This window comes from Klebsiella sp. Q2, assembly GCF_009900705.1.
Taxonomy (GTDB): Bacteria; Pseudomonadota; Gammaproteobacteria; order Enterobacterales; family Enterobacteriaceae; genus Klebsiella; species Klebsiella quasipneumoniae.
Window position 1 is genome coordinate 1170169 of record NZ_JAAABE010000001.1, and the last position, 13629, is coordinate 1183797.

Annotated in this window: 11 protein-coding genes; 5 read left to right on the forward strand and 6 right to left on the reverse strand. The window is 58.4% G+C overall.

What is annotated here, in order from left to right; genetic code table 11:
• The first annotated feature begins 10 nt into the window (after positions 1–10).
• Both GT756_RS05755 and GT756_RS05760 read left to right on the forward strand, forming a co-directional pair.
• Positions 11–1072 carry an SIS domain-containing protein gene (locus tag GT756_RS05755; RefSeq protein ID WP_064150539.1) on the forward strand — a complete coding sequence of 354 codons (1062 nt, stop codon included), beginning with the start codon at positions 11–13 and terminating at the stop codon, positions 1070–1072.
• 64 nt (positions 1073–1136) lie between these two features.
• Positions 1137–2123: an SIS domain-containing protein gene (locus GT756_RS05760; protein WP_064150541.1), complete on the forward strand. Its 987-nt coding sequence runs from the start codon at positions 1137–1139 to the stop codon at positions 2121–2123.
• Positions 2124–2175: 52 nt separating this feature from the next.
• On the opposite strand, the gene GT756_RS05765 is transcribed toward GT756_RS05760, so the two are convergent.
• From GT756_RS05765 to GT756_RS05775, 3 genes are all read right to left on the reverse strand, one after another.
• The gene (locus GT756_RS05765) at positions 2176–4905 is read right to left on the reverse strand and encodes a sigma 54-interacting transcriptional regulator (RefSeq protein WP_008805532.1); all 2730 of its coding nucleotides are present in this window, start codon (positions 4903–4905) and stop codon (positions 2176–2178) included.
• A gap of 96 nt (positions 4906–5001) precedes the next feature.
• Positions 5002–6036: a DUF2157 domain-containing protein gene (locus GT756_RS05770; RefSeq protein ID WP_160124594.1), complete on the reverse strand. Its 1035-nt coding sequence runs from the start codon at positions 6034–6036 to the stop codon at positions 5002–5004.
• A gap of 28 nt (positions 6037–6064) precedes the next feature.
• On the reverse strand, positions 6065–6931 hold the full coding sequence (locus tag GT756_RS05775; protein ID WP_160124595.1) for a helix-turn-helix transcriptional regulator: 867 nt from the start codon (positions 6929–6931) through the stop codon (positions 6065–6067).
• A gap of 108 nt (positions 6932–7039) precedes the next feature.
• Here GT756_RS05775 and GT756_RS05780 point away from each other — a divergent pair, with 108 nt between their 5' ends.
• Together GT756_RS05780 and GT756_RS05785 are read left to right on the forward strand one after the other, a co-directional pair.
• Positions 7040–8467 carry an MFS transporter gene (locus GT756_RS05780; protein ID WP_160124596.1) on the forward strand — a complete coding sequence of 476 codons (1428 nt, stop codon included), beginning with the start codon at positions 7040–7042 and terminating at the stop codon, positions 8465–8467.
• Between the two features lie 70 nt (positions 8468–8537).
• A complete protein-coding gene (locus GT756_RS05785) occupies positions 8538–9782 on the forward strand; it encodes a mechanosensitive ion channel family protein (protein ID WP_004202471.1) in 1245 nt (414 codons plus the stop codon).
• A gap of 2 nt (positions 9783–9784) precedes the next feature.
• Here GT756_RS05785 and GT756_RS05790 read toward each other — a convergent pair whose 3' ends face one another.
• Entirely contained in the window at positions 9785–10765 is a 981-nt protein-coding gene (locus tag GT756_RS05790; protein ID WP_017900840.1) for a LacI family DNA-binding transcriptional regulator, read from the reverse strand.
• Positions 10766–11013: 248 nt separating this feature from the next.
• On the opposite strand from GT756_RS05790, the gene GT756_RS05795 reads away from it, so the two are divergent.
• The gene (locus GT756_RS05795; RefSeq protein WP_160124597.1) at positions 11014–11430 is read left to right on the forward strand and encodes an Exc2 family lipoprotein; all 417 of its coding nucleotides are present in this window, start codon (positions 11014–11016) and stop codon (positions 11428–11430) included.
• A gap of 18 nt (positions 11431–11448) precedes the next feature.
• Here GT756_RS05795 and GT756_RS05800 read toward each other — a convergent pair whose 3' ends face one another.
• Complete coding sequence (locus tag GT756_RS05800) at positions 11449–12600, reverse strand: Gfo/Idh/MocA family protein (RefSeq protein WP_049116868.1); 1152 nt, start codon at positions 12598–12600, stop codon at positions 11449–11451.
• Position 12601: 1 nt separating this feature from the next.
• Positions 12602–13624, reverse strand: coding sequence for a sugar phosphate isomerase/epimerase (locus tag GT756_RS05805; protein ID WP_049004396.1), 1023 nt, complete (start codon positions 13622–13624; stop codon positions 12602–12604).
• Between the last annotated feature and the right edge of the window lie 5 nt (positions 13625–13629).

Below are 13629 nucleotides of genomic sequence, written 5' to 3' on the forward strand. Positions count from 1 at the left end.
AATATCACCCATGCACGTAGAAGACTATATGAATGAAACACCCGCCCGTCTGCTCGCTATGCTGACGCAGACGCGGGAAGATCTCTGGCAGGCGGCGAAAGCGCTAACGGAGCGCGGCGTCACGCGTATTATCCTGACCGGCTCCGGTACCTCTTATCACGGCGCGCTGACCGCCCGCTCGTTTATGCAGCAGTGGTGCGGGCTACCCGTTGATGTCTACTGGCCTTTTCTGCTGGATGATTCGGCGCTGACCCTCAGCGACAAAGCGCTGGTCATCGGCATTTCTCAGGGAGGCGGCAGCCTCTCTACCCTCGCCGCAATGGAACGCGCCCGGGCAGCCGGGCATCTCACCGCTTCCATGGCCGGGGAAGCGCCAGCCGTTATCGACCGGGCGGCAGATTTGGTCTTAACAGTACCCTGTGGAGAAGAACGGGCTGGCGCTAAAACCAAAGGGTATCACTGCACCATACTTAATCTGATGCTGCTGGCGCTTGCTGTCGCCAGTCGCCAGCGGCGCCTGAGCGATGAGGAGCGCAAAGCGCTACTCATCCGCATGGATACCACGTTTAATCATTTGCCGACGCTCATTGAGGCCTCGCAGGCGTGGGTTCTCAATCATGCCCGACCGCTTATCGACAGCGCGGACATTCGCCTGACCGGTCCGGCAAGGCTGTTTGGCACCGTTCAGGAAGGTGCGCTAAAGATGCTTGAAACGCTACGCTGTCCGGTTGCCGGTTACGAATTTGAGGAGTTCATCCACGGGATCTATAACGCCTTCGACGAGCGCTCTACCCTGATCATGCTCGATCCGTTTCCCGATGAACGTCAGGATCGCCTGGCGGAAATACTTGGCGGCTGGACTCAGCATATTTATCGCATTGGTCCACAAGTCGAAAATAACGGCAAAAATATGCCCTTCGCATTTATTAACGATCCAGACTTTGCGGTCTTTGAATATATCATTCCGTTACAAATGGTTTGTGCCCGACTGCCACCAGTGAAGGGCATCGATCCCGCGATACCGAAGGATCCGCAGTTCCACCAGAAAATGAAAAGTAAACAACCCAATTAATTGACGCATAGTAAAAGTTATCCGCTATTCAGCGGAGGACCCGTTACATCTCAAGGAGACCAATATGTCTATAGCTCATAAAAACGCACATACTATTATTCGCGATATTTTATCTAAGCAGCACATTGAGCGCGTATGGTTTGTTGGCTGCGGTGGTTCATTAACCGGTTTCTGGCCGGGGAAATATTTTCTCGATTGTGAAGCTAAAAAGCTGGCCGTCGGCTATGTTACCAGTAATGAATTTGTCCACGCGACGCCGAACGCGTTAGGTAAAAACAGCGTAGTGATCCTCGCCTCGCAGCAGGGCAACACCGCTGAAACGGTGGAAGCCGCCCGCATCGCGCATCAGAAAGGCGCCGCCACTATTGGACTGGTATATACCCCCGGCACGCCGCTGTGCGAACACAGCGATTACACTATTGAATACTGCTGGGCGCGCTATCCCGAAACCGTCGATCCGACGCAGCAAAAAGCGGCATACAGCCTGTGGCTGGCGCTGGAAGTGCTTGCGCAAACTGAGGGATACGCCCATTACGATGAGATGGTCAGCGCCTTTGCCAGTTTTGAATCCGTGGTACGCGGCGCTCAGCAGCAGGTTCAGGCGGATGCGCGCCATTTTGCCGAAGCCTGGAAGAGCGAAAAGGTCATCTACATGATGGGCAGCGGCCCCTCATTCGGCGCCGCGCATCAGGAATCCATCTGTATTCTGCTGGAGATGCAGTGGATTAACTCCGCGAGCATCCATAGCGGCGAGTATTTCCACGGTCCCTTTGAGATTACCGAAGCGGGAACGCCGTTTATTTTATTAAAAAGCAGCGGCCGCACACGCCCGCTGGATGACCGCGCGATCCGCTTTATCGAACGTTACCAGGGAAAACTGCAGATTATTGACGTGGAAAAGGTGGGAATCGACACACTGCACGCCAGCGTGCGCGAATATTTCTGCGGCCTGCTGCACAACTGCGTACTGGATGTTTACAACCTGGCGCTGGCCACAGCCCGCAACCACCCGCTGACCACCCGCCGCTATATGTGGAAAGTCGAATATTGATTCGCTAACCGCCTGCCAGCCCCGGCGTAATTCTCCGGGGCTGCGTTGAGAATTACCAGCTAAAATCTTCAATACGTAATTCAAAAATATCGTGAATATAGCCAATTTCCGCTACCGGTAGCGCCACGTTATAGAGTATTTTCAGGCGCTGGAACGAGTGATTCACCATGGCAATAAATTCGCCATGCTGGCGGGTAAATTGCTCAAGATCTTTATAATGGCTAATTTCATTACGCATTACCAGACGCTCAATCATACAGCTGAGATGCACATATAAACTGATAATTAAGTTATTATTAAAATGAAAACCAAGCGTATTTTGCCACTCAGCGATAATGGTTTCGATATGCCCCATGGTTTTTCCGGCATTCAGTATCGTCAGAGAGTTGACAACGTTATGCAGCGAAAACTCACGAACCATATTTTTATTAATCAGCGCAATTTGCTTTTCATTAAGATAGCCACTTAAGAGCTGACTCAGATGTCGATGCCCCTGCTCGCCAAGTAGTTCCTCAATGCCAACCCAGGGCACTCCGGCCAGCTGCGGGTCGTGGGTACCCACGACCGCAATAACTTCATACTGGTGGAGCAACGATACCGCCGTACGACTGTTTTTTAAGCGCGTATACTCGCAGGCGATGATGTTAATATCAAAATCGTTGAGCAGGCTCTTCTCCATCAGATTTTTAAATTTAAATGCGGTACCGATACCTGTAATACAGGTCACCAGCAGCGCACGCTCTTTTTTTTCTGCGGGCCAGAACACATCCCAACGCGACTGATTAAGCGGCACGATCTCTTCGGCGATTTGTTCGATGTTTTTTCCCAGCGCGATCTCGCTGGCAACGTTCAGCGCCATGCGGGTCGTGACGTTATCCACCACCACCAGCGGGCCGTGAATCACCGACAAAAGCGCATCGGCAATCTCCTTGGTGTAGCCCATATCAATAAGCACCATCACACCCGCACGCGTGTCCGTATGCTGGAGATAATCAACCACGGCGCGACTGACATCGTTAAACGCCACCTCCATCGGCATATCCATGGCCTGGTAGATCTTTTCGCCAATCAGGCGGTTGGCAACGCCGGCAATGCTGCTGGCGGTCGAATAACCGTGGGCGATTATCAGCGCTTTCACTTTTCCGCCGCTGGTCGCATCAATCGCATTGCTGACGATAGCGGCAACCGCCAGGCGGTCAAGCGTATCGATGAGCAGATCGTATTTATTATTGACGACATCCAGTAGTTTCTCCGCGATACGCTGCGCCAGCCCCGCCGAGGAGTCCAGCCAGCGCTGCATCACCAGACGCACGGGCTCAGCAACGCTACGCGGCGCCAGAGGGAGGCTGGTGAGGTAGCGGCCGGTAAGATAAGCGAATTCGACATTTAGCTGAAGGTCATAATTGACAGCGATTGCTTTGCCCACATCTTCAATAAAGCGCAGCCGTTTGTCCTGCAGAGAGACCGTACTCTCCTGATTCATCAGCGCATCAAGATAGAGCGTCACGTTCTGATAAATAAGCTTTTCAAAGGTCCGCACGCTAATATTATCCTGAGCCAACTCCTCGCACAGGCTACAAATATTTTCCGTTAGCCGTTGGTATTCATGGTGACGACCAGAAAAAAGAGGCTGCGCGTCGCCATCGCGGTAAATCATAACCCGCTCGCTATTTTGCTGAAGGGAAAAAGGCGCATCCGCCAGTAATCGGTCGGGCAGCAAACCCGCTTTTATGTGTAAAAGACCGCTATCACGTTCGCCAAATGTCCAGGCGCTGGCGCAAATATTGCGAATCAAATTTTCCAGCCCACCGACATTTCCTTCAAGCGTTTCACGCATGAGCTGGCTGACGATTTCGCCATCCAGCGCCAGATCGTGGTTCAAACGCTGGGCTTCACGGCGGAAAAAGTGGTGGATAAACGCCAGCCGCTCGAATTGGCCGCGTTCAGCGATCGGCAGAATTTTTACAATTACCGGAATACGGCGAATAAAGGTCGCCAGGAAATGTTTTTCCAGATCCTCGGTTGAAGCAAAAATTAGCCGCACCGTGGCGCTGCGCTCATCGGTGCTCTCCCCCAGCCGGCGCCAGCTACCGTTATCCATAAAATGAAACAGCTTTTCCTGACCTTCGGGCGGCAGCCGATGAACCTCATCGATAAACAACACCCCACCGTTGCTGGTCTCGATAAGACCAGGAACGGCTTTATCGGCGCCGGTAAAGGCCCCCTTCGCATGACCAAATAACTTCGAGGTCAGTAGTTCTGGATTATTCGCGTACTCGGCGCAGTTAAATACGGTAAAAGGCGCATCGGCAGGTAAAATGCCTTCATCTATTGCGTAGTGCCAGAGCTGGCGAGCTAGAAAACTTTTCCCAGTGCCAGTAGGGCCCCGCAGCAGCAGCGGCAGACCTGCGCCAGGGTAGCTGATGGCAGCCTTGCACTGGCGCAATGCTTCCTGCAGGCTGCCCTGCGCGCCAATCAGCTGCGCCAGACTATCCTGACGCTCCGCGCACAGCGCCTGAATGGAGGCGTATTCGCCGTGCCGAACCGCCAGGCGGTGATGATCGCGCAGAACGGTAACGGGTAAAAACAGCACCGGGCGACCATTCACTTTGACCACCCGCTGCTCGCGATGGAGATTATTCAGATGATGGCTGATGATGCTGCGTTTTTGCTTCAAGCTATCGGCAATGGCCATAGCGTTAAACTCGCCCAGCGCTTCCGCCGTCAGCGCTCGCCCGGCGATCCGTTGTTCTAGCTGGCGAAAAATCGACTCCTTGTTCATCTCGCTCCCCTGTCAAAAGCGTAAAATTCGCTTATACGACAATTCGCGCAGGACGTCGCTGCCGTCAGCCACACTTCTTTAAAAGCGCTTAATTTTTCATGGCTTAACGTTCCCCGCGTGCCAGATGCGCTCGGCATAACGGCCAATCACCGCCAGCGAGACGGCAAGGATCAGGAAAAACAGCACCTTGTGCATCCCGTTCCAGAAAAACTCAAAGAAGCGGGTATAGAGATTGATCGCCAGGAAGGTTAACGCAAAGCCGCGCAGCATTGCGTCATCGGTTTTCAGACTGATAAAAATGCAGACGCCGGCCGCCGCGGCAAACAGCAGCCCCCACGGCAGGAGTCGCGCCTGGCTTACGTTGTACCAGCTGTCAGCGTCGTAATTGCCGAAAATCGACAGGATCCACAGCGCAATAAACAGATACGTGAGGCCCATCGCCTTGCTGACGGTAAACAGCTGCCGCTGGCGAAGCAGGGACTGCGCGCCGTAGCAGAGCGCCAGCAGCGCGCCGCCGAACAGGACGAAGCGAATCGGGTAGTTCATGCCCAGCCAGTAGGCGCCCCACCCCGAGACGTAGCCGGTTTCTGCGCCAAACCAGTTACCCAGCGCCAGCAGAAAAAAAAGCCACACCAGCCCGGAGCGGGCAACATAGCCGATAGCGCCGTAAATCATGCATCCGGCCAGAAACAGCGGCGCGATATGGCCGCTGCCGTTATCCAGCCGTTCACCCAACTGCCATAGCGCCACCGCGGTAAAGACGACGCCCAGAAACAAAATCGCCTCGGTGCTGTAGTGCCACTGCGTCTCCCGCTGCTGGCGGCGAAAACCCCAGCCGTAGCAGGCGACTGCCAGCAGTGCAGGCAGCAGGATCCGCGTCAGCGCCGAGTGGCTGAACAGGCTCAGCAGCCACGCCACCAGTTCGCTGTCGGCAAACAGACTGCCCAGAGCAATCAGCACGCAGGCCAGCGCGGTCCAGAAGGCATAGCGGCTCAGGCGCCGCCAGTCGAAGGGGGAGACGCGCAGCGTGTGCGCCAGCCGCTGACTGTCCCCCGGGGTTAACTCCCCGCTGGCCTGCCAGGCATTCAGCGCGCGCTGAATAATGCGCTGCTCTTTTCGGGTTACGTTCATCTGCTTTCCTTGTCCTTATTCCTTGTGATTAATGTTGATCCAGCCACGCCAGCGCCTGCTCGCCCGCCTCGTCCATCGGCAGGTAGACCAGCAGACGCGAACCATTGCGCGGCGCCGAATACCAGTACATCTGCTGCAGGCTGAATCGCCCGAGCTGCGGGTGGTTAAAATGTTTAATCTGGTTTTCCACGCCGCGCACCTCGTAGCGCTGATGCCACAGCGCTTCAAACTCCGACGAGGCGGCGAAAAAGCGCGCCAGTTTATTTTCCCATGCCGGATCGCCACGGTGCTCGGCCATCGCGGCGCGGAAATAGGAGACAAAAGTCGGCAGCACATCGCGATTTTCAATCCGGCTGCGCCAGGTCTCATGGGTCAGATACAGATAAATGCAGTTGCGATCTTCTTCCGCAAGGGTGGCGAAATCGACACCCATCAGGCGGCAGAAGCTGTCGTTCCAGGCCACAATATCAAAGTTCGGTTTTTGAATGCTGGCCGGCTGCGGCATCAGGCTGTCCAGCATGCGGCGGGTGCCGGGGCTGATGCCTTCGCACGCCGTCACCTGGGGGGCTTCCGGCGGGGTCAGCCCGGCGAGCACGAACAGATGCCGGGTCTCCAGCGGACTGCACTGCAGGGCATTCGCCACCCCCACCAGCACTGCCTCCGACGGATTCACCTCCCGCCCCTGCTCCAGCCAGGTGTACCAGGTAACGCCGACGTCGGCGAGCATCGCTACCTCTTCCCGGCGCAGACCCGGCGTGCGTCGGCGGCCCACCCGGGGTAACCCCAGGCGCTGCGGATCGAGGCTTTCACGGCGGGCGCGCAGAAACGCCCCCAGCTGTTTGCGCCGATCGTCCGGCACGGCGAACGTCGACTCCCGTTGCGGCATCGTGGTCATCACCCCTCCAGCATGGTAGTTCCAGTACCAGTATAGACAGGAACTGGTACCCGTTTAATTTATCGGTAATGCTACGTCGGTCTGCTGAATGACGCAATGGAGATTCCCATGAAAACGTCTGCTGTTTCACCCGGCCGCGTCGGTCTGTTGCTGCTGCTGGGCGGCCAGATGCTGCCGCTTATTGATACCTCGATCACCAATGTGGCGCTGGACGCCATCACCCATACCCTGGCGGCCAGCGCCACGCAGCTGGAACTTATCGTCGCGCTCTACGGTGTCGCCTTTGCCGTCTGCCTGGCGATGGGCAGTAAGCTTGGCGATAACTATGGCCGCCGGCGCCTGTTTATGTGGGGCGTCGCGCTCTTTGGCATTGCTTCCCTGCTGTGCGGCATAGCGAACAGCATCAGCGCCCTGCTGGCCGCCCGCACTCTGCAGGGCGCCGGTGCGGCGCTGATTGTGCCGCAGATCCTCGCCACCCTGCACGTCACCCTCAAAGGCCCGGCCCACGCCCGGGCTATCAGCCTGTACGGCGGGATCGGCGGGATCGCCTTTATTGTCGGACAGATGGGCGGCGGCTGGCTGGTATCGGCGGACATCGCCGGGCTGGGCTGGCGCAACGCCTTTTTTATCAATGTGCCGATCTGCCTGCTGGTGCTGGCCCTGAGCCGCCGCTATGTGCCGGAAACCCGTCGTGAGACGCCGTCGCGGATTGACTGGCAGGGCACGCTGTACCTCGCCCTCATCCTCTGCTGCCTGCTGTTCCCGATGGCCCTCGGTCCGGAGCTGCGCTGGCCGCTGTGGCTGCAGCTGATGCTGGTGGCGGTCCTGCCGCTGCTGTTCGCCATGCGTCAGAGCGCCCTGCGCCAGCAGCAGCGTGGCGATCATCCCCTGCTGCCGCCGCGTCTGCTGCAGTTGACCAGCATCCGCTTCGGGATGGCCATCGCCCTGCTGTTTTTCAGCGCCTGGTCCGGCTTTATGTTCTGCATGGCGCTGACCATGCAGGAGGGGCTGGGGATGGCGCCGTGGCAGTCCGGCAATAGCTTTATCGCCCTCGGCGTGGCCTATTTTATTTCGGCGCTGTATGCCCCGCGGCTTATCGCCCGCTACAGCATGGGGCGGATCCTGCTGACCGGTCTGGCGGTGCAGATCGCCGGTCTACTGCTGCTGTGCGCCACCTTCTCCCGCTTCGGGATCGCCACCACCGCCCTGACGCTGGTCCCCGCCACGGCGCTGATCGGCTACGGCCAGGCGCTGATCGTCAACAGCTTTTACCGGATTGGTATGCGCGATATCAGCGCCAGCGACGCCGGGGCCGGGAGCGCCATCCTCAGTACCCTGCAGCAGGCGACTCTCGGCCTTGGGCCGGCTATCCTCGGCTCGCTGTTCCTGGCGCTGGCCCGTCGCGGCGGCGGAAACTATCCGCAGGCGCTGATTGATTTTCTGCTGGTTGAGGTGGCTATGATGCTATTGCTGGGGGCCATCGCGCTGTGGCTGCGTCATCATCTCAACCGACAGCCGGCGACGGTAGCGTCGTAATACCGGCGGCGGTGATTTGCATAATCGTTATCCAGCGGTCATCATACCCGCTGGATATTCAGGAGACGTTATGCAGGAATTAATATCGCAAATTGCCGCCTTAGGAATCGAAATAACTCCCACCCGCTCGCTGATGATTATCTTCGGCATTATCTTGTTCACCGCCGTCGTCGTGCATCTGATATTGCATAAAGTGGTGCTTCGCGCTTTTGAAAAACGGGCATTGGCCAGCAGCCATCTGTGGCTGCAAATCATCACGCAGAATAAACTCTTTCACCGACTGGCCTTTACCCTGCAGGGGATCATCGTCAACGTGCAGGCGGTGCTGTGGCTGCAAAAAGGCAGCGAGGCCGCGGAAATATTAACCACCGTGGCTCAGCTATGGGTGATGATATATGCCATGCTGTCCTTCTTCTCACTGCTGGATGTGATCTTAAAGCTGGCGCAGAAATTTCCCGCCGCCTCTCAGCTGCCGCTGAAGGGGATATTCCAGGGAATTAAGCTGGTGACGGCGATTATTATCGGCATCCTGATTATTTCCCTGCTGATAGGCCAGTCGCCAGCGATCCTGATTAGCGGGCTCGGCGCCATGGCCGCGGTGCTCATGCTGGTATTTAAAGATCCGATCCTTGGCCTGGTGGCCGGTATCCAGCTCTCGGCCAACGATATGCTCAAGCTTGGCGACTGGCTGGAGATGCCGAAATACGGCGCCGACGGCGCGGTGATCGATATCGGCCTCACTACGGTCAAGGTACGTAACTGGGATAATACCATCACCACCATTCCGACCTGGTCGCTGGTCTCCGACTCGTTTAAAAACTGGAGCGGCATGTCGGCCTCCGGCGGCCGCCGCATTAAGCGCAGCCTCAACATCGACACCACCAGCATTCATTTCCTCGATGAACAGGAGCAGCAGCGCTTGATCCGGGCGAAGTTGCTTAAACCCTATATGGATTCGCGCCACGAGGAGATTAGCGCCTGGAACCAGCAGTATGCCGGGGAACAGTCGGTTCTCAATGAGCGGCGAATGACCAATGTCGGCACCTTCCGCGCCTATCTGCAGGAGTATTTACGTCATCATCCGCGCATCCGCCAGGATATGACCCTGATGGTGCGCCAGCTGGCGCCGGATGCCAACGGCTTGCCGATCGAGATCTATTGCTTCACCAACACCGTGGTGTGGGCGGAATATGAGGGGATCCAGGCGGATATTTTCGATCATGTCTTCGCCGTGGTGGAGGAGTTTGGCTTACGCATTCATCAGACGCCCACCGGCAACGACATTCGCGCGCTGGCGGGCGCCTTCTCCCGCTGACCTCAGGCGCTGGCGCGGGCTATCACGCGCCAGTCCATCATCACCCGCTCGACGGCAGCGTCGGGATCGTCGATGCGTTTCATTAACAGATCCACCGCCGTGCGGCCGATCGCCCGGGAGGGCTGTTCGACGGTGGTCAGCTGCGGGGAGACCACTTCCGCCAGCTCGGTGCCGTCGAAGCCGATCACCGCGATATCCTCCGGCACCCGCAGTCCAGCCTGGTCAATCGCCCGTAGCGCCCCGGCGGCAAGGGAGTCCGAAACGGCAAACACCGCGTCAGGCTTCTCGTCTTGCGACAGCAGCTGCTCCATCGCCCGTTTACCGGCCGCCGCGCTAAGATCCTGCGCGTAGGTCACTTGCTGATACGCCAGGCCATGCACGTGCAGCACGCTTTTATAGCCGCGCTCGCGCAGGCGGGCGTAGCGATAGCTGAGGTCGTGATTAATGAGCGCGATGCGGCGGCGGCCGCCGTCGGCCAGTCGGGACACCGCCCCCTGAGCCGCCTCGACGTCGTTAATCCCGACGCAGGAGATGCTGCCGGTGTCGGCATACTCCGCGCACTGCACCCAGGGTGCATCGCCAATCATGGTGGTCAGTTCCGGCAGGCTGGAGAGCGCGTTCATGGTAATAATGCCGTCGACCATTTTGCCGGAGAGCAGCTGCAGTCCCGAGGTCGAGCGGGCCAGATCCGACCCGGAATTACACAGCAGAATGCGGTAGCCGTTCTTCTCCGCCTCTTCTTCTATCCCTTTCACCACCTCGGCGCAAAAAGGGTTAGCGATATTGGAGACCATCACCAGGATCATATTGCTGCGGGCGGTTCGCAGCTGACGCGCCAGCAGGTTCGGCTGATAGTTGCTCTCTTTGATCGCCTGCAGCACGCGCTCACGGTTTTTGGCTTTTACCGTATCGCTGTTGTTCAGCACCCGCGACACCGTAGCCACCGAGACGCCGGCCAGACGAGCAATTTTCTGAATAGACATAAACCCTGCACTTCCTGCGATAGAGGTGGATCCTGCAGGCTATCATAAATGAGCTCTGGTTGGCCTGCCAGCCTGGCGCGAAAGCGTGGCTCAGTGAGACGGCGTCTCGGGACACTATTAATAATCAGGGCTTCTCTCCCGCCCCGATAACGCGCATCCTTTTGCCGTTTCATATTCTCATTAGCGCAGGAGGCGCAACAGACCGCCTGCGCCCCATTTGTTCTTTTATGATTAAGGATGATATCCCCATGAGGCTCTCCACCGCGATTCTCGCCCTCAGCTGTGCCCTGGCAACGATCACCGGCTGCACCTCGTCAAAATCGTCACCGGAACGCCACGCCTACGCGTTCGTCGCCCACCGCTCCGATTTTGTCGGCGGCAACTTCACCGTCAACCGTCAGGAAAATTACCGTTTAAACCTGCCGACCTTCACGGCGATGTACGCCCGCGGCCAGCAGGATAAAGCCGCTGGCATGAGCGAAAGCGACGCCCGCCACACCGCGGAGGCCATCAAACAGCAGGCGGCGCAGGGCACCCGCATCGAGCACGCCTTTACCGGCAACGCCAGCGACAAATGGGATAATGCAATGGAAAATAAAGATGCCGTCCTGTTCGGCAACGAACTCTCCGGTGCCTATCTCGACGGCTATCTTGGGGTGAAATAATCCTTCGCTCCCCCGCCCTCAGCGTTCGACGCTCACCCAGCGCTGCTGCTGATGGCTTTTGACGATCGCTTCGATGATGTACATCACATCGGCGCCGTCGTCGAAAGCGGCGAAGCGTCGGGCCCCGGCCTCCGGCATCTTCCCGGCGCGCACCGCCTGATAAAAATGCCCCATCATATTCTTAAAGGCGTCCGGCCAGCCCTCAATATGGCCGCCGGGGTAATGGGCGCTGTCAGCGATCTCCGGCCACAGCAGGCTGGGGTCGTCGCTGAGCCGCCGATCCGGCTGCTCGCGGTGGCCGATCCACAGCCGCTGGGGCACTTCCTGATCCCAGGCCAGAGAACAGCGGCTGCCGTTAACCTCCACCGCCAGACGGTTTTTCCGCCCGGCGCTCACCTGAGAGACCATAAAGCTGCCTTTGCTGCCATCGTCAAAACGCAACAGCACCGAGCCAAAGTCCTCGGTATCGACAGGCCGGGTTTCATATCCCTGCGCCTCATGAACGGCGCTGAAGGTCGCTTTGCCATTGACCGGCGCTTTACGCGTCGGCCAGACGATAGACAGATCCGCCATCACCTCGACAATCCGCCGACCGGTCATAAACTGCACGGTATCGCACCAGTGGGAGCCGATGTCAGCCACCGTCCGCGATGCGCCGCCCTGCGCCGAATCAACCCGCCAGTTGTAATCGGTCTCCAGCAGCATCCAGTCCTGTAAATAGCTGCCGTGCGCCGCGAAGATCCTGCCGACCTCGCCATGGCGGATCATCGCCGCCGCCTGCTGGACCATGGCGAACTGGCGATAGACGAAGCTGACGCCATGCACCACGCCGGCCCGGGCGGCAAGCGTCACCAGCTCCCGCGCCTCCTCCGCCGTCATACACAGCGGTTTTTCGGAGAAGACGTGCAGCCCGGCGGCGAGGATCTGCCGGTTAATCTGGGCATGCAGATGGTTCGGCGTACAGTTATGCACCACCTGTAGCCCCGGATGGGTCAGCAGCGCTTCCACGCTGTCGTAGGCATGGGCAATATTCAACGCTTGCGCCTTGCGCTGCGCCGCCTCAAGGCTGCTGTCGCACAGCGCCACCACCTCGATATCCCCCAGCCGCCGCAGCGCCTCCAGATGCGCCGGGCCAATAAACCCAGCCCCAATAATCGCAACCTGAATCATGTTATTCCCTCCCACCGGCGGCAAAGTCATCGAAGGCCCGTCCGGCAACGGGAATTATATGGCGACGAATAAACTCGCTGCCCTCGCGCGCGCCGGTCTCGGCATCCTTCAGGCAGCACTCCCACTCCAGCACCGCCCAGCCGTCAAAATCATATTCGGTCAGCTTACTGAACACTCCTTTGAAGTCGATCTGCCCGTCGCCGGGAGAGCGGAAACGGCCAGCCCGCTGCTGCCAGGGCTGATAGCCGCCGTAGACGCCATTGCGCCCGTTGCGGCGAAATTCGGCGTCCTTGACGTGAAACGCTTTAATACGCGCATGATAGATATCGATATAGGTCAGGTAATCCATTTGCTGCAGATGCAGGTGGCTCGGGTCATAGAGCATATTGCAGCGCGGATGGTTATTCACCCGCGCGAGAAAACGCTCAAAGGTCACGCCATCGTGCAGGTCTTCGCCGGGGTGGATCTCGTAGCAGACATCGACCCCCTGCTCGTCGAAGAGGTCCAGCAGCGGCCGCCAGCGCCGGGCCAGCTCGGCAAAGGCCTCATCCAGAAGCGACTGATTATGCGGCGGCCACGGATAAAAAAAGGGCCATGCCAGCGCCCCGGAAAAGGTCGCATGCGCCTGCAGCCCCAGGCGGCCGGAGGCCACCGCCGCCTGGCGCACTTTCTCCACCGCCCAGCGCTGGCGCGCCTGCGGATCGCCGTGCAGCGCCGCCGGGGCGAAGGCGTCAAACGCCGCGTCATACGCCGGATGCACCGCCACCAGCTGTCCTTCAAGATGAGTGGACAGCTCGCTGATGACCAGCCCATGCTCCGCCAGGGTGCCGCGGACCTCGTCGCAGTAGGTCTGGCTCGCCGCCGCCCGCTCGACATCGAAAATCGCCGGGTGGTTGCAGGGGATCTGCAATGCCTTGTACCCCAGGCCGGCGGCCCACTGCGCCATCCCCGCCAGAGTGTTGAACGGCGCCTGCGGGCCGATAAACTGCGCCAGAAAAATGCCCGGTCCCTTGATCGTTTTCATACCCC

Excerpts from the sequence above, each read along its gene's own strand:
- GT756_RS05755 (WP_064150539.1), top strand. The coding sequence starts at position 11 with ATGCACGTAGAAGACTATATGAATGAAACACCCGCCCGTCTGCTCGCT.
- GT756_RS05760 (WP_064150541.1), top strand. The coding sequence starts at position 1,137 with ATGTCTATAGCTCATAAAAACGCACATACTATTATTCGCGATATTTTA.
- GT756_RS05765 (WP_008805532.1), bottom strand. The coding sequence starts at position 4,905 with ATGAACAAGGAGTCGATTTTTCGCCAGCTAGAACAACGGATCGCCGGG.
- GT756_RS05770 (WP_160124594.1), bottom strand. The coding sequence starts at position 6,036 with ATGAACGTAACCCGAAAAGAGCAGCGCATTATTCAGCGCGCGCTGAAT.
- GT756_RS05775 (WP_160124595.1), bottom strand. The coding sequence starts at position 6,931 with ATGACCACGATGCCGCAACGGGAGTCGACGTTCGCCGTGCCGGACGAT.
- GT756_RS05780 (WP_160124596.1), top strand. The coding sequence starts at position 7,040 with ATGAAAACGTCTGCTGTTTCACCCGGCCGCGTCGGTCTGTTGCTGCTG.
- GT756_RS05785 (WP_004202471.1), top strand. The coding sequence starts at position 8,538 with ATGCAGGAATTAATATCGCAAATTGCCGCCTTAGGAATCGAAATAACT.
- GT756_RS05790 (WP_017900840.1), bottom strand. The coding sequence starts at position 10,765 with ATGTCTATTCAGAAAATTGCTCGTCTGGCCGGCGTCTCGGTGGCTACG.
- GT756_RS05795 (WP_160124597.1), top strand. The coding sequence starts at position 11,014 with ATGAGGCTCTCCACCGCGATTCTCGCCCTCAGCTGTGCCCTGGCAACG.
- GT756_RS05800 (WP_049116868.1), bottom strand. The coding sequence starts at position 12,600 with ATGATTCAGGTTGCGATTATTGGGGCTGGGTTTATTGGCCCGGCGCAT.
- GT756_RS05805 (WP_049004396.1), bottom strand. The coding sequence starts at position 13,624 with ATGAAAACGATCAAGGGACCGGGCATTTTTCTGGCGCAGTTTATCGGC.